The sequence below is a fragment of the Burkholderia sp. PvR073 genome (genome assembly GCF_054055695.1).
In genome coordinates this window covers 1,557,256-1,577,512 of the sequence record NZ_JBSRXO010000001.1, presented here as the reverse complement: position 1 = coordinate 1,577,512, position 20,257 = coordinate 1,557,256, and the positions used below count along the sequence as shown (strand labels likewise).

18 protein-coding genes are annotated in these 20,257 nt (G+C 68.4%); 8 read left to right on the top strand and 10 right to left on the bottom strand.

Annotation, left to right across the window (positions count from 1 at the left end):
* Positions 1–119 precede the first annotated feature (119 nt).
* Positions 120–671: a hypothetical protein gene (locus ACVK00_RS06995; RefSeq protein ID WP_228908443.1), complete on the bottom strand. Its 552-nt coding sequence runs from the start codon at positions 669–671 to the stop codon at positions 120–122.
* Between the two features lie 176 nt (positions 672–847).
* Here ACVK00_RS06995 and ACVK00_RS06990 point away from each other — a divergent pair, with 176 nt between their 5' ends.
* Positions 848–1,045, top strand: coding sequence for a type II toxin-antitoxin system VapB family antitoxin (locus ACVK00_RS06990; protein WP_354123242.1), 198 nt, complete (start codon positions 848–850; stop codon positions 1,043–1,045).
* A 158-nt stretch (positions 1,046–1,203) separates the two neighbouring features.
* On the opposite strand, the gene ACVK00_RS06985 is transcribed toward ACVK00_RS06990, so the two are convergent.
* Positions 1,204–2,781: an aldehyde dehydrogenase (NADP(+)) gene (locus ACVK00_RS06985; protein WP_284894268.1), complete on the bottom strand. Its 1,578-nt coding sequence runs from the start codon at positions 2,779–2,781 to the stop codon at positions 1,204–1,206.
* Positions 2,782–3,029: 248 nt separating this feature from the next.
* On the opposite strand from ACVK00_RS06985, the gene ACVK00_RS06980 reads away from it, so the two are divergent.
* On the top strand, positions 3,030–4,433 hold the full coding sequence (locus ACVK00_RS06980) for an MFS transporter (RefSeq protein WP_284894267.1): 1,404 nt from the start codon (positions 3,030–3,032) through the stop codon (positions 4,431–4,433).
* A 61-nt stretch (positions 4,434–4,494) separates the two neighbouring features.
* Here ACVK00_RS06980 and ACVK00_RS06975 read toward each other — a convergent pair whose 3' ends face one another.
* Together ACVK00_RS06975 and ACVK00_RS06970 are read right to left on the bottom strand one after the other, a co-directional pair.
* Positions 4,495–5,220 carry a site-2 protease family protein gene (locus tag ACVK00_RS06975; protein ID WP_284894266.1) on the bottom strand — a complete coding sequence of 242 codons (726 nt, stop codon included), beginning with the start codon at positions 5,218–5,220 and terminating at the stop codon, positions 4,495–4,497.
* A complete protein-coding gene (locus ACVK00_RS06970; protein WP_284894265.1) occupies positions 5,217–6,170 on the bottom strand; it encodes a DUF2167 domain-containing protein in 954 nt (317 codons plus the stop codon). The genes ACVK00_RS06975 and ACVK00_RS06970 overlap by 4 nt, the downstream gene beginning before the upstream one ends.
* A 254-nt stretch (positions 6,171–6,424) precedes the next feature.
* Between ACVK00_RS06970 and ACVK00_RS06965 the strand changes: the two genes are divergently transcribed.
* Positions 6,425–7,273, top strand: coding sequence for a helix-turn-helix domain-containing protein (locus tag ACVK00_RS06965; protein ID WP_284894264.1), 849 nt, complete (start codon positions 6,425–6,427; stop codon positions 7,271–7,273).
* Between the two features lie 18 nt (positions 7,274–7,291).
* On the opposite strand, the gene ACVK00_RS06960 is transcribed toward ACVK00_RS06965, so the two are convergent.
* From ACVK00_RS06960 to ACVK00_RS06935, 6 genes are read right to left on the bottom strand one after another with little or no spacing between them, the layout of a single operon-like run.
* Positions 7,292–8,503 carry an acyl-CoA dehydrogenase family protein gene (locus ACVK00_RS06960; RefSeq protein WP_284894263.1) on the bottom strand — a complete coding sequence of 404 codons (1,212 nt, stop codon included), beginning with the start codon at positions 8,501–8,503 and terminating at the stop codon, positions 7,292–7,294.
* On the bottom strand, positions 8,500–9,357 hold the full coding sequence (locus ACVK00_RS06955) for a hypothetical protein (RefSeq protein ID WP_284894262.1): 858 nt from the start codon (positions 9,355–9,357) through the stop codon (positions 8,500–8,502). The genes ACVK00_RS06960 and ACVK00_RS06955 overlap by 4 nt, the downstream gene beginning before the upstream one ends.
* A 56-nt stretch (positions 9,358–9,413) precedes the next feature.
* On the bottom strand, positions 9,414–10,070 hold the full coding sequence (locus tag ACVK00_RS06950; protein WP_006752338.1) for a methionine ABC transporter permease: 657 nt from the start codon (positions 10,068–10,070) through the stop codon (positions 9,414–9,416).
* The gene (locus ACVK00_RS06945) at positions 10,063–11,238 is read right to left on the bottom strand and encodes a methionine ABC transporter ATP-binding protein (RefSeq protein WP_284894260.1); all 1,176 of its coding nucleotides are present in this window, start codon (positions 11,236–11,238) and stop codon (positions 10,063–10,065) included. The genes ACVK00_RS06950 and ACVK00_RS06945 overlap by 8 nt, the downstream gene beginning before the upstream one ends.
* Before the next feature lie 18 nt (positions 11,239–11,256).
* On the bottom strand, positions 11,257–12,675 hold the full coding sequence (locus tag ACVK00_RS06940; protein WP_284894259.1) for an LLM class flavin-dependent oxidoreductase: 1,419 nt from the start codon (positions 12,673–12,675) through the stop codon (positions 11,257–11,259).
* Between the two features lie 10 nt (positions 12,676–12,685).
* Positions 12,686–13,546 carry a MetQ/NlpA family ABC transporter substrate-binding protein gene (locus ACVK00_RS06935; RefSeq protein ID WP_284894258.1) on the bottom strand — a complete coding sequence of 287 codons (861 nt, stop codon included), beginning with the start codon at positions 13,544–13,546 and terminating at the stop codon, positions 12,686–12,688.
* Between the two features lie 419 nt (positions 13,547–13,965).
* Between ACVK00_RS06935 and ACVK00_RS06930 the strand changes: the two genes are divergently transcribed.
* The 5 genes from ACVK00_RS06930 to ACVK00_RS06910 all read left to right on the top strand — a co-directional run bounded on the left by ACVK00_RS06930 (position 13,966) and on the right by ACVK00_RS06910 (position 20,212).
* Entirely contained in the window at positions 13,966–15,330 is a 1,365-nt protein-coding gene (locus tag ACVK00_RS06930; RefSeq protein ID WP_228908453.1) for a 2-hydroxycarboxylate transporter family protein, read from the top strand.
* 145 nt (positions 15,331–15,475) lie between these two features.
* Entirely contained in the window at positions 15,476–17,380 is a 1,905-nt protein-coding gene (locus tag ACVK00_RS06925; protein ID WP_284894257.1) for a sensor histidine kinase, read from the top strand.
* Positions 17,370–18,731, top strand: coding sequence for a sigma-54-dependent transcriptional regulator (locus ACVK00_RS06920; protein WP_284894255.1), 1,362 nt, complete (start codon positions 17,370–17,372; stop codon positions 18,729–18,731). The genes ACVK00_RS06925 and ACVK00_RS06920 overlap by 11 nt, the downstream gene beginning before the upstream one ends.
* 25 nt (positions 18,732–18,756) lie before the next feature.
* Positions 18,757–19,098, top strand: a complete 342-nt coding sequence (locus ACVK00_RS06915) for a DUF3579 domain-containing protein (protein WP_284894254.1) — start codon at positions 18,757–18,759, stop codon at positions 19,096–19,098.
* Positions 19,099–19,360: 262 nt separating this feature from the next.
* Entirely contained in the window at positions 19,361–20,212 is an 852-nt protein-coding gene (locus tag ACVK00_RS06910; protein ID WP_284894253.1) for an alpha/beta fold hydrolase, read from the top strand.
* Positions 20,213–20,257: the final 45 nt, after the last annotated feature.

Sequence of the window (20,257 nt, the reverse complement as noted above, 5' to 3'; positions counted from 1 at the left end):
CGGTGCGCTCAGCGGCACCGCGGCCGGCTTGTCGCCAGTGTTGCGTCGCGGCCGGCCCTTGCCGGCCGCGGTCGTGTGCCGCGGCAGCAACGCGCTGCATCCCGCCGCGACGCGTGCCGTCACATCTGCGCGATGACGCCGATGATCCGGTGACGCACGTTGCCGAGCTTGATGCGGGTCGTCTCGATCTGTCCCTGTGCGCCCGAACGCACGCGTGCGTTCGACTCGCCGCCGAGAATCTGCCCCAGCACGTCGCGGTCGACGACCGCATCGAAGAACCGGCCGACCGTGATCGTCGCCGACTGCTTCGCGGTCAGGAGCGCGCTGTTGGCCTGCATCAGCGCGTCGGTACGCAGGTTCTGGTCGCGTTCGTCGATGCCGCGGCGCTGCTCGAGCGCGAACACCAGCGCTTCCATGTCCTGCCTGAAACGGCGCACGGCGAGGCCGAACATGAGCGAATGCGCATCGGAGCCGGTCACGGGCCGCCCCTGGTTGATGGTCACGTCGAATTCGCTGCCGCCCAGGTCGCGCTGGAATTCCAGCAGCGCATTCGCGAGCACGCGCCCTTCGCTGTACTGGCCGATGCGGCTGCGCACGGAATGCGCGACGTCGCCGATCGCCTTCCACAGTCCGGCGGCAAACAGGTGGTCGCCGCGCTTGCTGATGTTCATCGGATGGTTCCTTGTTGGTCTTGTGTCGGTCTCTCAGGCTCGCCAGCGGACCGGACGGCCCGAGGCCTCGCTACTGTAGGAGAAATTCAGGCGGCGCGGAAGGTGGGGGCCGGCACGTCACGGCAACACATCATCTGATGCGACAATTGACGCGTCGACTTACTCGCGAGCCGTTCATGCGCACCACCTTGTCCCTCGACGACGCACTGCTCGCCAAAGCGCAGCAATTAACCGGCGTCACCGAAAAATCGGCGCTGGTGAGAGAAGCGCTGCGCGCTTTGATCGCGCGCGAAAGCGCACGACGACTTGCCCGCCTCGTCGGCACCGAGCCGGATCTTGAATCCGTTCCACGCCGGCCGTCAAAGCCCGCATGATTCTTGTCGACACTTCAGATCGCGCAACCCGCGGCACGAAACCCCGCCATAAATGAAAACGGCGGACGCGCCCGTGGGCACCGTCCGCCGCCATCCATCAACGTACCGAATCGCGCCCCTCCCGGGACGCGGCCTTCAGTCGGTCACGTTCCGCACCCTCACTCCGCCTTGCCGTCCCGCAACCGCGGAATCGCGAGCGGATTGCTTTCCCGCAACCCTTCCGGCAGCAGATCGTCCGGGAAGTCCTGGTAGCACACGGGCCGCAGGAAACGCTCGATCGCGGTCGCGCCGACCGACGTGACGGCCGGATTCGACGTCGCCGGGAACGGCCCGCCGTGCACCATCGCGTCGCACACCTCGACGCCGGTCGGATAGCCGTTGACGAGCAGACGCCCGGCCTTGCGTTCGAGGATCGGCAGCAGGCGGCGCGCGAGCGGCTTGTCGTCGGCGTCCATCTGCAGCGTGGCGGTCAGCTGGCCCTCCAGCGCGTCGAGCACGTGCGCGACTTCGTCGAGATCGCGGCAGCGCACGATCAGCGATGCCGGCCCGAACACCTCGTGGCTGAATGCCGGCTCCGCCAGGAACGCCTGCGCGGCGACTTCGTACAGCGCGCCGCCTGCCTGACATTCGGTCTGCGCCGTCTCGCCCGCGCCGATTTCACGCACGCCCGGCAATTCGGCCAGCTTGCCGCGACCGTTACGATACGCGTCCGCGATGCCGCGCGTCAGCATCACGCCGGCCGGCTTCTTCGCGAGCGCCTGCGCGGCGACCGACTCGAAGCGGTCGAGATCGGGACCGTCGATCGCCAGCACGAGGCCCGGGTTCGTACAGAACTGGCCAACCCCGAGCGTCAGCGAATCGACGAAGCCGGTCGCGATCGCGTCGCCGCGCGCGGCCAGCGCGGCCGGGAACAGCACGACCGGGTTGATGCTGCTCATTTCCGCATAGACGGGAATCGGCTGCGGACGCGCGTTCGCGAGCTGCACGAGCGCCATGCCGCCCTGCCGCGACCCGGTGAAGCCAACGGCCTGGATCGCCGGATGACTGACGAGCGCCGCGCCGGTCACGCGGCCCGGGCCGATCATCAGCGAGAACACGCCGGCCGGCATCCCGCATTTCGCCACCGCCGCGCGGATCGCTCGACCGACCAGCTCGGACGTGCCGAGGTGCGCCTCATGGGCCTTCACGATCACCGGGCAGCCGGCCGCCAGTGCCGACGCGGTATCGCCGCCGGCCACGGAGAACGCGAGCGGGAAGTTGCTCGCGCCGAACACGACGACGGGCCCGAGCCCGACCTTCTGCAGCCGCAGGTCCGAACGCGGCAGCGGCGTGCGCTCGGGCTGCGCGGGATCGATCGACGCGGCGAGGAAGCGCCCGTCGCGCACGACGCGCGCGAACAAGCGGAGCTGGCCGACGGTGCGGCCGCGCTCGCCCTGCAGCCGTGCGACGGGCAGGCCCGTTTCGGCGTGCGCGCGTTCGATCAGCGCGTCGCCGAGCGCGACGATTTCGTCGGCGATCGCTTCGAGAAACGCCGCGCGGGCCGCGAGCGGCTGTGCGCGGTACGCATCGAAGGCGTCGCGCGCGAGTTCGCACGCGCGCTCGACGTCGGCCTGCGTCGCGACGCCGAAGGCCGGCGCGTCGATCGGCGCGCCCTTCGACGGGTCGAACGCGTGCAAGGTACCGGCCGAGCCGGCCACCGCTTCGGCGCCGATCAGCATCTCTCCAGTCAGTTGCATGGGGTGTGCTCCGTGGTTCGGGAATGATTCGCCCATTGTAGCTCAACAGATATGATGTCTGCCGACGACATTTGGATATTTGCGCCGCGCGTCGGCAGCGTGGCCGCGTACATCAAATCCTTACCCATCCAGCCTAAGCACGATTTTCTGACCCTTTCGCGTCACCCGGCAAAGGGAAAACCCGAGGTTTCTGCGTGGCGGCGTTGCTCATAAACTCGCGGTCATGTCATACGACGACGTACCTTAACGTGCCCAACAATCAGACCACCTCTCGCGATCTTCCGATCGAACTCGCCGGCAGCGCGCGCCGGACCGCCGTGCGCTACTGGATCCTGGCGATGCTGTTCGTCGTCACGACGCTCAACTATGCGGACCGCGCGACGCTGTCGATCACCGGCACGCCGATCCGCAAGGCCTTCGGCATCGATCCGGTGACGATGGGCTACATCTTCTCGGCGTTCAGCTGGGCGTACGTGCTCGCGCAGTTGCCGAGCGGCTGGCTGCTCGACCGCTTCGGCGCGCGCCGCGTGTATGCGGCGAGCATCTTCCTGTGGTCGGCGTTCACGCTGCTGCAAAGCACGATCGGCCTCGGCGGCAGCGCCGCCTTCGCGGTGACCGCGCTGTTCGTGATGCGCTTCGCGGTCGGCATCGCCGAGGCGCCCGCGTTTCCCGCGAACGCGAAGGTCGTCGCGAGCTGGTTCCCGACCGCCGAGCGCGGCACGGCGTCGGCCATCTTCAACGCCGCGCAGTATTTCGCGGCGGTGGTGTTCTCGCCGCTGATGGCGTGGCTCACGCATGCGTACGGCTGGCACCACGTGTACCTGTGGCTCGGCCTCGCCGGCATCGCGCTCGCGTTCTTGTGGCTGCGCGTGATGAAGGACCCGGTCGACCATCCGGCGGTGAACCGCGCGGAACTCGAGCACATCGAGCAGGGCGGCGGCCTCGTTCGCGCGACGGCACGGCCGAACGCAGCGCGCGGTAGCGGCGCGGCGTCCGCGGCGTCTGAAGGCAGCCGCGTCGCGGGCTGGTACTACGTGCGCCAGTTGCTGTCGAACCGGATGCTGCTCGGCGTCTATCTCGGCCAGTACTGCGTGAACGTGCTCACGTACTTCTTCCTCACGTGGTTCCCGATCTACCTCGTGCAGGCGCGCGGGATGTCGCTGCTGAAGGCCGGCTTCATGACGTCGCTGCCGGCGATCTGCGGGTTCCTCGGCGGTGTGCTCGGCGGGATGCTGTCGGACCTGCTGATCCGTCGCGGCGTGTCGCTGACGCTCGCGCGCAAGATCCCGATCGTCAGCGGGATGCTGCTGTCGATGGTGATCATCGGCTGCAACTACGTCGACAGCGAAGTGCTGGTGATCGTGCTGATGGCCGTGTCGTTCTTCGGCAAGGGAATCGGCTCGCTCGGCTGGGCCGTCGTCGCGGATACCGCGCCGAAGGAAGCGATCGGCCTGTCGGGCAGCCTGTTCAACATGTTCGGCAACACGGCCGGCATCGTCGCGCCGATCGCGATCGGCTACCTGGTCGGCGCGAGCGGCTCGTTCAACGGCGCGCTCGTGTTCGTCGGGCTGAACGCGCTCGTCACGGTGTTCAGCTATCTGGTGATCGTGAAGGACATCAAGCGCGTCGAACTGCGTCATCGCGACGCGTGAGCTTCGGCGGGAATGAAAGGAAGATGACGGCGGCCGCGTGCAAACGGCCGCCGTTTTTGCGTCAGGCCGCCGAATGCGCGACGCGCAGCATGTCGTGCACGCCGGACGTCATCAGCGCGAGAAACGCGAGCAGGCCGATGTAGCAGAGCGCGTAGGTCGCCTTCGTCTCGATCGACGTCGCGTAGTACGCGCGGTTCTCCGGCGCGGCGGGATCGTAGCGCCACGCGCGCTTCAGCTGCGGCAGCGCGAGGATCGCCATCACGATCAGGAGCGGGCTCGGCCGGTACACGAACAGCACGATCAGCACGGGCACGCCCGCGAACCAGATACGCGGCGACAGCACCGCGGTGATGCGCCCGCCGTCGAACGGCGACAGCGGAATCATGTTGAACAGGTTCAGGAAGAAGCCCGTGTACGACAGCGCGAGCAGCAGGTTGCTGTCGTAGTGGCGCGCGGCCGCGTAGCAGGCGAGCGCGCCGAGCGTGCCGACGAACGGCCCGGCCAGCCCGACGTACGCCTCGGTTTCGGCATCGTGCGGCATCTCCTTCAACTGGATCCACGCGCCGACGAACGGAATGAACGTCGGCAGCCCGACGTCGAGCCCGCGCCGCTGCGCGGCCAGGTAGTGGCCGGCCTCGTGCACGAACAGCAGCGCGACGAAGCCTGCCGCGAAGCGCCAGCCGTAGAACAGCGCGTAGACCGCAATCGACGCGAGCATGGTGCCCGCCGACACGAGCACCTTGCCGAGCTTCAGGCCGCCGAAGATCAGCAGCAGCAGCTTCGTCATTCCTTGCGCTCCGTCTCCGGCGCGCCGGACGCATCGGCGATGACGGGTACCGCGGCTGCCTTCGGCTTGCGGCCGAAGAAGCGTTTCAGTGCCGCCCCGCCCGCCAGCAGCGCGATCGCGCCGATCTTGAAGAACTTCAGCGCGAACGCGCCGATCAGCGCGAGCAGGCCGAGCTTCTTCGCGCCGACGCCGACGATCAGCGCCGCGAGACCGTACTCGGCGACGTGGTCGGTCGACTTGTTGAAATCGGCATAGCGCTTGCCGTCGTTGAAGCGGATGTTCGCGAGCAGGTCGTCGGCCGAGGGCTTGTACTTCGGCAGATCGGCGAGCGTCGACGCCATCGTCAGCGACAGGTAGCCGTCGCGGCCGAGCACGAGCGTCCGGTAGTTCACACCGTCGTTCTCCGCGTTCGCGGGCGCGCCCTTGTGGCGGATGATCGCGGACCACACGAGCCGGTGCGTGGCCGCGTCGTATGCCGGCGCCTTCGCCCAGCCGACCACCTCGGTTTCCGGCAGGCCGCGCTCCTTGCGCGCGGGGTTGCCTTCCTCGGTGCCGGCCTGCAGGCTCTTCAGCAATTCGTCGGGTTTCCAGTCCTTCGCGTCGTCGTCGCGGATATAGCCGCTCGGCTCGAACGACACGACCGAGATCCAGTCGGCGTCCGGATCCTCCGGCAGCACGAGCCCGACCAGCTTCGATTCGTCGATCGAGTTGCCCATCGAGCGCAGGTAGCGGCCGGCTTCGGCAGCCGGCACGAACGATTCGCCCGCTTTCAGCTTCAGCACGGCTTCGTGCTTGATGTCGATATCGGCCGGCCCGCTGACGACGGCCTTGTTGGCGGCCGCGGCGGCGGCCCTCATTTCGACCTGCGCGGCTTCGGTTTGCGCGTGGCCGCGGGTCGCGGCGAATGCGAGCATCGCCACGCAGGCGACGCGGACGGCGAGTTTTTTCATTGTTGGATTCCCCTGGACTGCCTTGTTGTGAATGTGCACGGCGTCCGGCCCGAGCGTTGTGGTCGCGGGTCCGGCGCCGCCTCTCAGTGGCACGAAGGCTATGGTAACGCAGCGTCGCGGCGCGTCAGGGAACGAAATGCGGGGGCGGAAGAGAGCCCGGGCGGCAGCCGGCGGAAGCGGCGGCGCACGCCGGTCGGGAATGCTTACCTGTCGGGTAATGCCCGGCGCGTACAGGATTGCCTATCATCTTCACCATGAACTCGACCGCCGCCCTCCATTCGCTCCCCCCGTCCGCCGGCCGCGCGTCCGGCATCGGCCCGTTGCTGCGCACCTGGCGTCAACGCCGGCGCCTGAGCCAGATGGCGCTCGCGCTCGAGGCGGAGGTGTCCGCGCGACACCTGAGCTTCGTCGAATCGGGCCGCGCGCAGCCGAGCCGCGACATGGTGCTGCATCTCGCGGAGCGCCTCGACGTGCCGCTGCGCGAGCGCAATGCGCTGCTCGTCGCGGCCGGCTATGCGCCGCTGTTTCGCGAGCGGCCGTTCTCCGATCCGCAGCTCGATGCTGCGCGCCACGCGGTGGAGGCTGTGCTGCGCGGCCACGAGCCCTACCCGGCGCTCGCGGTGGATCGCCACTGGACGCTGCTCGCCGCGAACCGGATGCTCGGCGCGCTGGTCGCGCAGGCCGATCCGGCGCTGCTGCAGCCGCCCGTCAACGTGCTGCGCCTGAGCCTGCATCCGGATGGCCTCGCATCGCAGATCGTCAACTGGCACGAATGGCGCGCGCATATCCTGCACCGGCTGCAACGGCAGATCGACGCGAGCGGCGACCGCGCGCTGCATGCGCTGCGCGACGAACTGGCCGCCTATCCGGCACCAGCCGGCCAGCCCGACGACACGCATGCACGCACCGACTACGCGGACATCGCGGTGCCGCTGCGGCTGCGCACGGCGGCCGGCGAGTTGACGTTCTTCAGCACGACGACGGTGTTCGGCACGCCGGTCGACGTCACGCTGTCGGAGCTCGCGATCGAGGCATTTTTTCCGGCGAATCCGGAGACGGTGGATGCGATGCGGGCACTGGCGGAGAAGTTGCCGGCGCAGTGACGCGATGGCTGACCGCCGTCACGTATAGAGCGACGCCTGCGGCAACTCTCCCGTCAGCGCAAACCGGCCGACGTCGCGCAGCCGATAGTCGAGCGGATCGTGCAGCGTATGCGTGCGCGCGTTGCGCCAGAAGCGGTCGAGGCCGAGCGACGCGGCCGTCGCGCGTGCGCCGCACGCATCGAACAGCGCCTCGCCGTTGTCGAGCGCCGCGCGCTGCGCGACGATCTTCGCCTCCGACACGGCGAGCGCCACTTCGGCACGTTCGTCGGCCGTCAGCGCGTCGCGCCGCGCCCATGCGCGCTGCAACTCGACCGCCGCGCGGTCGGCCAGCGATCCCGCCGCCACCGCCCGCACGCGCATGTCGCCGAAACGCTGCAGCGTATAAGGATCGTCGCTTGCCTGCGCGACGCCAGAATGGATCCACGGCCGGCCATGCTTCAGCACATAGTCGCGCGCCTCGGCGAGCGCGCCTTCGGCAAGCCCGACGAACAGGTTCGTCAGCACCAGCTGCGACACCAGCGTGCGAAGCGTCGCGCGCGGCGTCGGCGGCGTTTCGGAGCGGTGCAGCACGTCGTCCGGCGCGAGCGTCACGCCGTCGAAGCGCACGCTGCCGCTGTCGGTCTGACGCTGGCCGATCGGATCCCAGTCCTCGTTGACCGTGATCCCGTCACGATCGGTCGGCACCACGCCGAACACGGTGCGGCCCGTTTCCGGATCGTGCGCGGACACGGTCATCCAGTGCGAGCCGCGCGTGCCCGAGCAGAAGCCCTTCACGCCGTCGAGCCGGTAGCCGCCGTCCGGCGTCGCGGTCGCCACCAGCCGCGTGTCGAGCGGGTTGACCGCATTGCCCCACCACCAGCGATGCTCGACCGTGCCGCGCAGATAGCGCTCCCGCTGGGCCGCGCTGCCCCACACGTCGACGCTCACGATCTGCAGGATCTGGAACCCGACCAGATGCGCGAGCGCGCTGTCAACGCGCGCGATCTGCCGGATCGTGTCGTAGATCGCAGGCCAAGCGGCTTCCTGTCCGCCGAATTCGCGCGGCACCGCGAGCGTCAGCAGGCCGGCGTCGGCGAGCCACTGCTTCTCGTCGGCCGCATGACCGCCCGCGCGGTCGCGCGCGGCCGCGGTCGCACGCAGCGAGTCGATCGCGCGCGCCAGCGCATCGGCGTCGATCGCACGTGCATCGTGATCCGGCGCAAACGTCGCCGGGCTGCGGGGATCGTTCATGCGACGGCTTCCCGTGCAAGGGGTTCATGCGCCACGACTTCGCCGGACAGCGGCACCAGCGCGCCGAGCGGGCGGCCGGTCAGCCGCGACAGGATCTCGCGCCGCCAGTCGTCGTAGATCGCGCGGTACTCGGCGATATCCGCACCGAACACATGCGCGGTATGCGCGTACTCGTCATGCAGATACCCGTCGAGCCGCGCCTGCGTTTCCTCGTCGGCCGCGATCACGCGGTCGATCAGCGCATCGCGCTCGGCGGTCGGCAGCGCCTTCAACGTGTCGAACCACCACTGGACGATCTGCACGCGATGCCACTCCTCGTCCGGGCGAATCCGGTTTTCGCCGTGCTCGCGCATCGCGCCATCCGTGATGCGGCCGGTCTTGCGCTGGATCCACAGCTTCGCGAGGATGTGCAGCTCGTAATGCCATTCGAACGCGAGGAAACCCGCGACGTCGCGCACCGCGATATCGCCGATGCGCGCCCAGTGCGCGGCGACGAGCCGCTCGACTTCCGGCAGCGGATCGCGGCCCGTCAGTTCGGTCACGCGCTCGCGGCCGATCACCGCATGCGCGCCGTCGTCGCCGAGCTGGCGCGACAGGATCAGCTGGAAATGCGGATCGTCGCGGAACAGCGTGTCGATCGCCTTCGCGACGACCTGCACGATGAACAGGTCGTGCGACGCCATCTTCGTGTAGTAGTCGGCGACGGCGGCCAGCTCGTCTTCGCTGCGCGGCTCGCGCGGCGGCGTCGCGAGCTTGTCGGGAAAGCCGGGACGATGGCGTCGCGCGACGTCCAGGAACAGCGCTTCCTCGAATTGTCCGTTCCATTCGCGCGGTGCGCCGATGGGCAAGGTCATGGGTATCGTTCTCTCAGGGTCTGGAAAAATGAAATGAGCCGCGCTCGTGGCGCCGCTCAGGTACGCCGGGTCACGTGTCGGACCAGGCGGTCGCCCGTGATCTGCACGGCCGATACGAGTGCGATCAGGATCACGATCACGGTCGCCATCACGGTGGTGTCGAAACGCTGGTAACCGTAGCGGATCGCGAGATCGCCAAGCCCGCCCGCGCCAACGGCGCCCGCCATCGCGGTCGAGCCGATCAGCGCGACGACGGTGATCGTGAAGCCGCCGAGCATGCCGGGCAGCGCCTCGGGCAGCAGCACGTGCCACACGATGTGGCGGCGTTTCGCGCCCATCGCGAGCGCGGCCTCGATCAGCCCGCGATCGACTTCGCGCAGGCTCACTTCGGCAATGCGCGCGAAAAACGGAATCGCGGCGATCGACAAGGGCACGACGGCCGCCCAGACACCGATCGTCGTGCCGATCAGCACGCGCGTGAACGGCAGCAGCGCGACGAGCAGGATGATGAACGGCGTCGAGCGGAACACGTTGACGAGCGCGCCGAGCACGGCGTTCACGCCGCGCCGCTCGTAGATGCCGCCGGGCGCGGTCGTCACGAGGATCACCGCGAGCGGAATGCCGATCAGCGCGGCGACGGCGGCCGACGCGGCGACCATCGACAGCGTGTCACGGATCGCGTCAAGCAGTTCGGGCCACCAGAGTTCAAACATAACCGAGCACCTCCGCGTGATTCGCATGACGGCGCGCGCGCTCCAGCAACGCGGCGACCGCGCCGCCGTGTGCCAGCGACTGCCCGGGCGACGCGGCGATCACGAGGCGCCCTTGCGCATGCCCCTGGATCCGCTCGATCCCGCCATGCAGGAAACGCACCGAGCCGCCGAGCGCCGCCGCGAGCGCGCCGACGTCCGGCTCGCCGCCACTTTCACCCGTATAGCGGACGTCGAGCACGACCTGCGCGCCGTCCGGCAGCGCAGCCTGCTCGGGCAACGGCTGCACGCGCGCGGCCAGTTCGGCCGGCAGGTCATGCACGAGCGTGCTGAGCAGCGCGCGCGTCGCGCCGTGGCGCGGATCGCCGAACACGCGCCATACCGGGCCCGTTTCGACGACCTCGCCTTGCTCGATCACCGCGACCGTGTCGCACACCGCGCGGATCACTTCCATCTCGTGCGTGATCAGCACGATCGTCAGCCCGAGGCGGCGATTGATGTCGGCGAGCAGCGCGAGGATCGACTGCGTCGTCTCGGGATCGAGCGCCGACGTCGCCTCGTCGCACAGCAGCACCTCCGGATCGTGCACCAGCGCCCGCGCGATGCCGACGCGCTGCTTCTGGCCGCCCGACAGGCTCGCCGGATACGCGTCGCGCTTCGCGCCGAGCCCGACGAGATCGAGCAATGCATCGACCTTGCGCGTGCGCTCCGCTTTCGGCACGCCGGCGATCTTCAGCGGCAGTGCGACGTTCTCGAACACCGTCTTCGCCGACAGCAGGTTGAAATGCTGGAACACCATCCCGGTGCGGCGGCGCAGCGCAACGAGGCCGTCCTCGTCGAGCGCGCCGACGTCGACGCCCTGCACGCGCACGCTGCCCGAACTCGGACGTTCGAGGCCGTTCACGAGCCGCAGCAGCGTCGACTTGCCGGCGCCGCTGCGGCCGATGATCCCGAACACTTCGCCGCGCCGCACGTCGAGCGTCACGTCGCGCAGCGCAGCGGCGTGGCCGCGCGGCGTCGCGAACACCTTGCCGACGTGCACGAGCGACACGGTGGCGACGTCAGCCCGCATGGCCGCTTCCCGATGCGCGCCATGCGCGTCGCGTGCCGCTGCGCCGGCCTGCACGGCCGATGCCTCGATGAAACCCAGCGTATCGAACAGTTGCGTCATCGCTTCGCTCCATCACGTTCATGCATGCGCGGGATGCGCGGGTTCCAATGCCGGCACGGCGGCCGGCCGGTGCTGCGCGCCCGTATGCCACGCGGGCAGCCGCGGGCCGGCGCCGAACAGCTTCTCGCGCAGCGTCGGCGCGGGATCGTAGTCTTCCTTGTAGATGCCGCGGTTCTGCAGTTCAGGCACGACCCAGTCGACGAAATCCTCGAACGACTCGGGCATCACGGTGCGCGTCAGGTTGAAACCGTCGATGCCGGTCTCGTCGATCCACGACTGCAGCTCGTCCGCGACCTGCGACGGCGAACCGACGATCGGCGCGTAGCGGCCGCCGAGCGACATCTGTTCGAGCATCCGGCGCACGGTCCACGTGCCGGTCGTGCTCTTGCGCGAGATCGCGTCGACGGCCGACTGGATCGAATCGGTCTTCACGTACGAGATCGGCTCGTCGAGCCCGTACTTCGCGAAGTCGATGCCGGTCGAACTCGCGAAATGCGCGAGGCCGGCTTCGGGGCTCGCGAAGCGCCGGTATTCGTCGAACTTCTCTCGGGCGAGCAGTTCGGTCTCGGCGGTCACGACGCTCACGCCGGCGAAAATCCTGATCGATGCCGGGTCGCGGCCCTGCCGTGCGGCGGCCGCGCGGATATCGAGCGCCGCCGCGCGCGCGGCGGCCTTGCTCTGCCCGTTCACGAACACGCACTCCGCGTGCCGCCCCGCGAACTCGACGCCGCGCGCGGACGAGCCGGCCTGGTACAGCACCGGCGTGCGCTGCAGCGACGGCTCGCTCAGATGGATCGCGTCGACCGAATAGAACGGCCCGTCGTGCTTGACGCGCCGCACCTTGCCCGGCTGCGCGAACACGCGCGCCTGCGCGTCGCGAATCACCGCATCGTCGTCCCAGCTTTGTTCCCACAGCTTGTAGACGACGTCCATGTAGTCGTCCGCGCGTTCGTAGCGGTCGTCGTGGCCGATCTGCTGCGCGAGGCCCATTCCGCGCGCGGCGCTGTCGAGATAGCCGGTCACGATGTTCCAGCCGATGCGCCCCTTCGTCAGATGGTCGAGCGTCGACATGCGGCGCGCGAACAGGTACGGCGGCTCGTAGGTCAGGTTCGCGGTCACGCCGAAGCCGAGATGCCGTGTGACCTGCGCCATCGCCGGCACGAGCAGCAGCGGATCGTTGACGGGCACCTGCACCGATTCGCGCAGCGCGGCGTCCGGGCCACCGCCGAACACGTCGTACACGCCGACGATGTCCGCCAGAAAGATCCCGTCGAACTTGCCGCGTTCGAGCGTCCTCGCGAGATCGGCCCAGTAGTCGAGATCGGTGTAGTGCGCGGAGCGGTCGCGCGGATGCGTCCACAGCCCGTGGTTGATGTGCCCGACGCAGTTCATGTTGAACGCGTTGAGCAGGATCTTCTTGCGGTTCGGCGTCGTCATGTTCCCTCCGTCACCACGCGATCGCGTAAAGCGAGCCGAACGCGTTGTCGAGCGCACGGCGCACCGCCGGTGAGTGTTGGTAGATCGCGATGAACTTGCGGATGCGCGGATCGTTCACGCTGTCGGGCCGCACGACCCACTGGATCGCGAAGCTCTTGTTCTCGGTGCCGTCGAACAGCAGCGCGCTGTTCGGGTCGGTCGTGCCGGCGAGCTTGATGAAGCTCGGGTAGCCCTGCGCGAGGTCGACGTCGTCGAGCGAGCGCGCGAGCTGCGACGCCTCGAGCGCGATGATCTTCAGGTGCTTCGGGTTGGACACGATGTCGTGCGTCGTCGCCCGGTAGTCGCTGCCCGGCTTCAGCGTGATGAGGCCCGCGCGCTGCAGCAGCAACAGCCCGCGCCCGCCGTTGACCGGATCGTTCGCGATCGCGACGCGCGCGCCGTCCTTCAGCTCGGCAAAGCTTTTCACCTTCTTCGAATAGAGGCCGATCTTCATGATCGTGCCCGGCGCGATCGACACGAAGTTGTAGCCACCCTGCTTCTTCGCGTTCTCGAGAAACGGGATGTGCTGGAAGTAGTTGACGTCGATGTCCTTGTTCGCGAGCGCCGCGTTCGGCGTGTTCCAGTCGGTGAACTCGACGATCCGCACGTCGAGGCCCTGCTCCTTCGCCTCCTTCGCGGCGATCTTCAGCGCTTCGATCTGGGGGCTCGTCGAGATGCCGACCTTCAGCGGCGCGGTGTCGGCGCGCGCGCCGCCCGGCAGCGCGACGGCGAGCCACGCCGCGAGCAGCGCGGCCGCCGTCAGGCGGGCCGGCAGGATGAGCCGTGCGAGGCGGCCGGCGCACGAGCGGGCGGAAAAAACGGCATGCGGCATGGGAACCACTCTCCTGTCCAAAGACGGTATCGACGGATGAGCGACGCCGCGGCGAACGCGCGGGCGTTCTCCGGACAGTCGTCGCATCGGAAAAGGATCAGCCGATGATAGAGAGCGGCAGGAAGGCGGTCTACGAAGCGATTGTGCGAAGAAAATCGCGCGCGGCGATATGGCGCGCAATCGGGGTCGACCTCGCGCCCGGCCGGCCGACTGGCCGAAATCTCGGCCTCCCCGCCGGACGAATTCCGAAATCTCGGCCGGCCTGGGGCGGCAACCCTTTCCGCAGACGAAACAAATCCCTTATGAATCAATGCATTAAAAATATTCAGGCAGGCCGGAATTCTGGCACGGGGGTTGCGTAATAGACGGCACACGATGCCGCGAAGCGATGCAGGCATCCAACAATCAGGAGACACGTCTTGCAGACCTCTATCCATACCCCGTCCCACCCGGAACCGATTGCCGAAGCCGGCGCCGCCACGCGCGCACGCTTCTGGCCGGAAGGCTGGTGGAAGCTGATGGAAATCCGCATCGGCATCATCCCGCTGCCGGTGTACGTGATCCTGTTCGCGCTGATCGTCGGTTTCTCGGTCACGGGCAAGGTGCCGGGCGAGATCTCGATGGCGATCGCCGTGCTCGCGTTCTTCGGCTTCACGTGCGCGGAACTCGGCAAGCGCCTGCCGCTCTTGCGCAACATCGGCGCGGCCGCGATCTTCGCGACCTTCGTGCCGTCGGCGCTCACCTACTATCACGTGCTGCCGAAGCCGGTGCTGAACCTGACGGTCGAGTTCACGAAGTCGACGAACTTCCTGTACCTGTTCATCGCGTCGATCATCGTCGGCAGCATCCTGAGCATGGACCGCCGCGTGCTGATCCAGGGCTTCGTGAAGATCTTCATCCCGCTCGCCGCCGGTTCGGTCGCGGCCGCGATCGTCGGCACGGCGGTCGGCACCGCGCTCGGCCTCGGCGCGCGCCACACGCTGCTGTACATCGTCGTGCCGATCATGGCGGGCGGTGTCGGCGAAGGCGCGATTCCGCTGTCGATCGGCTATTCGGAACTGATGCACCTGCCGCAGGGCGAGATGTTCGCGATGGTGCTGCCGCCGGTGATGCTCGGCAGCCTGACCGCGATCATCCTGTCGGGCGCGCTCGACATGCTCGGCAAGCGCCTGCCGCACCTGACCGGCAACGGTCGTCTGCAGGTCGGCGAAAGCGGCGACATGGCGCCGGAAAACGAAGAGATCCGCGGTCACGTCGACGTCACGCACATCGCCGGCGCCGGCATCACGGCGATCACGCTGTATCTCGTGGGCCTGATGGCGCACAAGCTGTTCGGCCTGCCCGCGCCGGTCGCGATGCTGTTCCTCGCGGTGCTGGTGAAGCTCGCGCGCGCGGTGTCGCCGCCGCTGCAGGAAGGCGCGTTCGTCGTCTACAAGTTCTTCTCGACCGCCGTCACGTATCCGCTGCTGTTCGCGATTGGCGTCGCGATGACGCCGTGGGACAAGCTGACCGCCGCCTTCACGATCGTCAACGTCGTCACGATCGTGTCGACCGTCGCGACGCTGATGGGCACCGGTTTCGTGGTCGGCCGCCTGCTGAAGATGTACCCTATCGACACCGCAATCGTGAACGCCTGCCACAGCGGACAAGGCGGCACCGGCGACGTCGCGATCCTGACCGCCGCGAACCGGATGCAGCTGATGCCGTTCGCGCAGATCGCGACGCGCATCGGCGGCGCAATCGTCGTCACGGTGACGCTGATCCTGGTCGCGCACTTCGGATAATGCACGGCCGCGCGCACCGTCGCGCAGGCTGCTTCGCACGCGCCGCCGCCGGCTCTGCCGGCGCGCGGCGCGCGTCATTGCGGAGGGCCGGTTGCGGAGGGCCGGTCGCGGACGGCCGGTTGCGCGTGACCGGTTGCAGGCTTCGATGAGGGCGAACGTGCAGAAGAGCTTCAAGGGAATCCCGTGGTGGGGGTGGGCGTCGGCCGCCGTGCTGTATGTCGGCGTGGCGGGCGCGGCCGTCGATTTCGCGTGGGAACGCGCGATCGACGCGCTGGAGGAAACCGGCGCGCACCGGCTCGACCTGTATGCGTCGAGCCTGAAGAGCGAACTCGGCCGCTTCGAGATCCTGCCCGGCCTGGTTGCCCGCCAGGACGGCGTGCGCGCGCTGCTGAAGGCCGCGCCGCCAGACCGGCCCGCGCTCGCCCACACGGTGAACACGTACCTCGAAGCCGTGAACCGCGACGCGGGCAGCGGCGCCGTCGACGTGATCGACCTGCGCGGCGAAGTGATCGCCGCCAGCAACTGGAACGAGACGATCAGCTTCGTCGGCACGAACGTGTCGTACCGGCCGTACTTCAAGGACGCCCTCGCGCACGGCAGCGGCCGCTTCTTCGGGATCGGCACCAATACCGGCGTGCCGGGCGTCTACTTCGCGAGCGCGGTGCGCGACGACGGCGTGCCGATCGGCGCGGCGGCCGTGAAGATCAGCGTCGACACGCTCGAATCCGCATGGCGCGCGCCGGGCGTCGCGGCGCTGGTGGTCGACGGCAACGGCGTGGTCGTAATCTCGACCGAGCCGGCGTGGAAATTCACCGCGCTGCGCCCGATCACCGCGCAGCAGCAGCGCGACATCCAGGCGTCGCGGCAATACGCGGGCCGCACGGTCGACGTGCTGCCGTACCGCCACATCGGCGACCGCAGCGCCGCCGCGTGGTTCGGCACGTTTCCCGATCCGCGTCACGCCGGCCGCAACACGCGCTATCTCGTGATGTCGCGCCCCGCCCCGCAGGCCGGCGATTCGCTGATGGTGCTGCTGGACATCGCCAGCGCGCGGCGCCAGCAGCAGACCGCGTTCGTGTTCGTCACCGGCGTGTTCCTGATCGCCGCGCTGCTGGTCGGCTACGCGATCCAGCGCCGCCGGGCGATCGTCGCGCGGCTGAACGCGCAGGACGCGCTGCGCCGCGCGAACGACCGACTCGAGCTGACCGTCGCGCAGCGCACGGCCGCGCTGACGGCCGCGAACGAGCGGATGCAGCGCGAGATCGTCGAACGCGAGCGCACCGAGCAGCGGCTGCGCGATTCGCAGCAGGAAGTCGTGCACGCGGGCAAGCTCGCGGTGCTCGGGCAGATGGCGGCCGGCCTCACGCACGAGTTGAACCAGCCGCTCGTGGCGATCCGCACGCTGTGCGACAACGCGCGCACGTTCTTCGAGCGCGGCCAGCCGGCGCCGGCATACGCCAATCTCGAACGGATCGGCAAGCTGGTCGACAGCATGGCGGTGCTCACCGGCGAGCTGAAGACCTTCGCGCGCAAGCCCGACGTCGAGCGCGTCGCCGTGTCGCTGACCGAGGCCGTCGCGCATGCGCGGTTCATCTACGATGCGCGGATCCGCGACGAAGGCGTGCAGCTCGACGTGAACATCGCGCCCGGCACGACGGTGTCCGCCGAATCGAGCCAGTTGCAGCAGGTGATCGTGAACCTGCTCGGCAACGCGCTCGATGCGGTGCACGATGCGCCCGTGCGGCGGATCGTCATCGAAGCCGCCAAAGTGGACGATGCGGACGAAGCAGACGAAGCCGGCCGCGTGCGCTTCACCGTCGCCGACAGCGGTGCCGGCATCGCGCCCGACGTGCTGCCGCACCTGTTCGAGCCGTTCGTCACCACCAAGCCGCGCGGCCAGGGCCTCGGGCTCGGCCTCGCGATCACGTCGCGCATCGTCGAGGCGTTCGGCGCGAAGATCGCCGCGACGAACCGCGACGCGGGCGGCGCGCAGTTCACCATCGAATTCGCGGCGGCGACGCCGCAACAAAGGACAGAGCATGGAAGATGAGATTCGCGTGCTGGTCGTCGAGGACGATGAAAACGTCCGGATCGGCGTCGAGCAGGCCGTCGCGCTCGCCGGGTTCCCGGTCGATGCGTTCGCGTCGGCCGCCGACGCGCTCGCGCACGTCGCACCCGGCGCGCCCATCGTGATCGTGTCGGACGTGCGGATGCCGGGCATCGACGGGCTGCAGTTGCTCGAACGCGTGATGGCCGTCGATGCGCAGATCCCGGTCGTGCTGATCAGCGGCCACGCCGACATTTCGACGGCCGTCGGCGCGATGCACGACGGCGCGTACGACTTCATCGAGAAGCCGTTCTCGTCGGACGTGATCGCCGGCCGCGTCGCGCGCGCGGTCGAGAAGCGCCGGCTCACGCTGGAGGTGCAGGGGCTGCGCGCGGCGCTCAACAACTGGCAGGGCATCGAGGCGTTCGTGCTCGGCAAGTCGCCCGCGATGGCCGACGTGCGCAAGAAGATCCTGCGCCTCGCCGATACGTCGGTGTCGGTGCTGATCACCGGCGAGACGGGCACCGGCAAGGAACTGATCGCGCGCAGCCTGCACGACTTCGGCGGCCGGCGCGACGCGCATTTCGTCGCGCTGAACTGCGGCGGCCTGCCCGAGCAGATCTTCGAGAGCGAGCTGTTCGGCCATGAGGCCGGCGCATTCACCGGCGCGATCAAGAAGCGCATCGGCAAGATCGAATGGGCGCACGGCGGCACGCTGTTCCTCGACGAGATCGAGACGATGCCGATTCCGCTGCAGATCAAGATGCTGCGCGTGCTGCAGGAGCGCGTGGTCGAACGGCTCGGCGCGAACGAGCTGATTCCGGTCGACTGCCGCGTCGTCGCCGCGTCGAAGGCCGATCTCGCCGAGCTCGCGGCCGACGGACGCTTTCGCGCGGACTTGCTGTATCGGCTCAACGTCGCGCAGATCGAGCTGCCGCCGCTGCGCGAACGGCGCGAGGACGTGCCGCTGCTGTTCGAGCATTTCGTGCTCGCGGCCGCGCGTCGCTTCGGGCAGCCGGCACCCGTCGTCACGGCTGCACAGGTGTCCGAACTGATGACGCATGCGTGGCCCGGCAACGTGCGCGAACTGCAGAACGTGGCCGACCGCTTCGTGCTCGGCCTGACCGGCGACAGCCTGCTGTCGTCCGGCAGCGCGCCCACGGCGGGCGGCACGCTCGCGGAGCAGCTCGCGTATTTCGAGCGGATGCTGATCGAGGACATGCTGCGGCGTCACAACGGCAACGTCGCGGACGCCAGCGTTGCACTCGGCATGCCGAAGAAGACGCTTTATCACAAGCTGCGCCACCTGCGGATTCCCGCGCGCGGCGACGCGGCGGCCGACGGCGGCGAATGACGCGAACGAGGATACGCACAACGGCATGGATCGCATCGACATCACCGAACGCGGCCGCATCATTGGCCAACCCCGCGGCCACCTGATCCGCGGCATCACCCGCGCGCAGAAAACCTTCCGCCCGAGCGACTGGCCCGAACGGCTCGCGGGCGTCATCACGCTGTTCGTCGGCGAGCGGCGGCCCGGCTATCCGTGCGCGTTGTCGCGGCTCGCGATGCCGGTCGTCGACGGCGGCGCCAAATGCCTGTTCGTGTCCGACGAATTGCGCACGGTATGTGCCGATGCATTCGACTTCGCGATGCAGTTCGCCGCCGACAACGATCTGCCCGTCGAGCTTCAGACCGCGCCCGCGCTGGCGGTGCGGTGATGTGGGGGCCGCGTTCGCCGGCCTTTCCCCTTTTTCCCGCCTCCCCCGCCGATGCGCGTGGGCGCAGGCGTTCGCACGCGCGTTCGGCGGCGAAACGAATCGTCAGATGATTGAAAGCCTCGACACCTCCCCACGCTGCGACAAGGGTTTCCAGCGGAGCCATCAATAAAATTGATCGTCACGATGAAAATTATGCGTTTTCCTTGCAGGTCGCCGTGATGCATAGTTGCGTCGTGTTGACGCACCTTTGAGTCTTTCAGCCATGAACATGCGAATCGAGCCTTCGGTGCTCGCGAACCCCGACCTGCAATTTGCGACGCTTTCGTCGGGCATCAGCCTGCCGTATGTCGAGCGGGGCAGCGGCGCGCCGATGGTGTTCGTGCACGGATCGTTGTGCGACTACCGCTACTGGGATCCGCAACTCGCATCGCTGTCGGCACACTACCGCTGCATCGCGCCGAGCCTGAGCCACTACTGGCCGGCCGTCGAAGCGGGCATCCAGGACGAGTTCAGTTGGCAGAACCACGTCGACGAGCTTGCCGAATTCATCGACGCACTCGATCTCGGCCCCGTGCATCTCGTCGGCCATTCGCGTGGCGGCAGCGTCGCGTTCAACGTCGCGCGCCAGCATCCGCACCTCGTCGAGTCGCTGACGCTCGCCGATCCGGGCGGTCCGCTGCAACAGCCGGGCGTGCGCGAAGCCGCGCTGCCGGCCAGCGCGATCGCGCTGCGCACGAAGGCCGTGAACCTGATCGATCAAGGTGAAGTGGAAGCCGGCCTCGAGATGTTCGTCGACTCGGTGAGCCTGCCGGGCGCATGGAAGAAGAGCACGTCGCGCTTTCGCACGATGGCGATCGACAACGCAAGCACGCTGCCGAAGCAGCTGCGCGATCCGCTGCCTGCGTATTCGCAGCATGCGGCGTCGGATATCGCGTGCCGCACGCTGCTGATCGATGGCCAGCGCAGCCCGAAGATGTTCCGCAACAACGTCGACACGCTGTCGCAGTGGATCGGCGATGCGCAACGGCAGACCGTCGCCGGTGCGTCGCACGGGATGAACGCGGCAAGCCCCGCGGTGTTCAATCGTTTCGTGCACGAGTTCGTCGCCGCGTAACGCGCTCGGGCGGCATTCGTTCCGCCCACTGCTCCCCTTCTCTTT

Bases quoted from the DNA above. Each gene is read 5' to 3' on its own strand.
- ACVK00_RS06995 (WP_228908443.1), bottom strand. From the start codon at position 671: ATGAACATCAGCAAGCGCGGCGACCACCTGTTTGCCGCCGGACTGTGG.
- ACVK00_RS06990 (WP_354123242.1), top strand. From the start codon at position 848: ATGCGCACCACCTTGTCCCTCGACGACGCACTGCTCGCCAAAGCGCAG.
- ACVK00_RS06985 (WP_284894268.1), bottom strand. From the start codon at position 2,781: ATGCAACTGACTGGAGAGATGCTGATCGGCGCCGAAGCGGTGGCCGGC.
- ACVK00_RS06975 (WP_284894266.1), bottom strand. From the start codon at position 5,220: ATGACGAAGCTGCTGCTGCTGATCTTCGGCGGCCTGAAGCTCGGCAAG.
- ACVK00_RS06970 (WP_284894265.1), bottom strand. From the start codon at position 6,170: ATGAAAAAACTCGCCGTCCGCGTCGCCTGCGTGGCGATGCTCGCATTC.
- ACVK00_RS06965 (WP_284894264.1), top strand. From the start codon at position 6,425: ATGAACTCGACCGCCGCCCTCCATTCGCTCCCCCCGTCCGCCGGCCGC.
- ACVK00_RS06960 (WP_284894263.1), bottom strand. From the start codon at position 8,503: ATGAACGATCCCCGCAGCCCGGCGACGTTTGCGCCGGATCACGATGCA.
- ACVK00_RS06955 (WP_284894262.1), bottom strand. From the start codon at position 9,357: ATGACCTTGCCCATCGGCGCACCGCGCGAATGGAACGGACAATTCGAG.
- ACVK00_RS06950 (WP_006752338.1), bottom strand. From the start codon at position 10,070: ATGTTTGAACTCTGGTGGCCCGAACTGCTTGACGCGATCCGTGACACG.
- ACVK00_RS06945 (WP_284894260.1), bottom strand. From the start codon at position 11,238: ATGACGCAACTGTTCGATACGCTGGGTTTCATCGAGGCATCGGCCGTG.
- ACVK00_RS06940 (WP_284894259.1), bottom strand. From the start codon at position 12,675: ATGACGACGCCGAACCGCAAGAAGATCCTGCTCAACGCGTTCAACATG.
- ACVK00_RS06935 (WP_284894258.1), bottom strand. From the start codon at position 13,546: ATGCCGCATGCCGTTTTTTCCGCCCGCTCGTGCGCCGGCCGCCTCGCA.
- ACVK00_RS06925 (WP_284894257.1), top strand. From the start codon at position 15,476: ATGAGGGCGAACGTGCAGAAGAGCTTCAAGGGAATCCCGTGGTGGGGG.
- ACVK00_RS06920 (WP_284894255.1), top strand. From the start codon at position 17,370: ATGGAAGATGAGATTCGCGTGCTGGTCGTCGAGGACGATGAAAACGTC.
- ACVK00_RS06915 (WP_284894254.1), top strand. From the start codon at position 18,757: ATGGATCGCATCGACATCACCGAACGCGGCCGCATCATTGGCCAACCC.
- ACVK00_RS06910 (WP_284894253.1), top strand. From the start codon at position 19,361: ATGAACATGCGAATCGAGCCTTCGGTGCTCGCGAACCCCGACCTGCAA.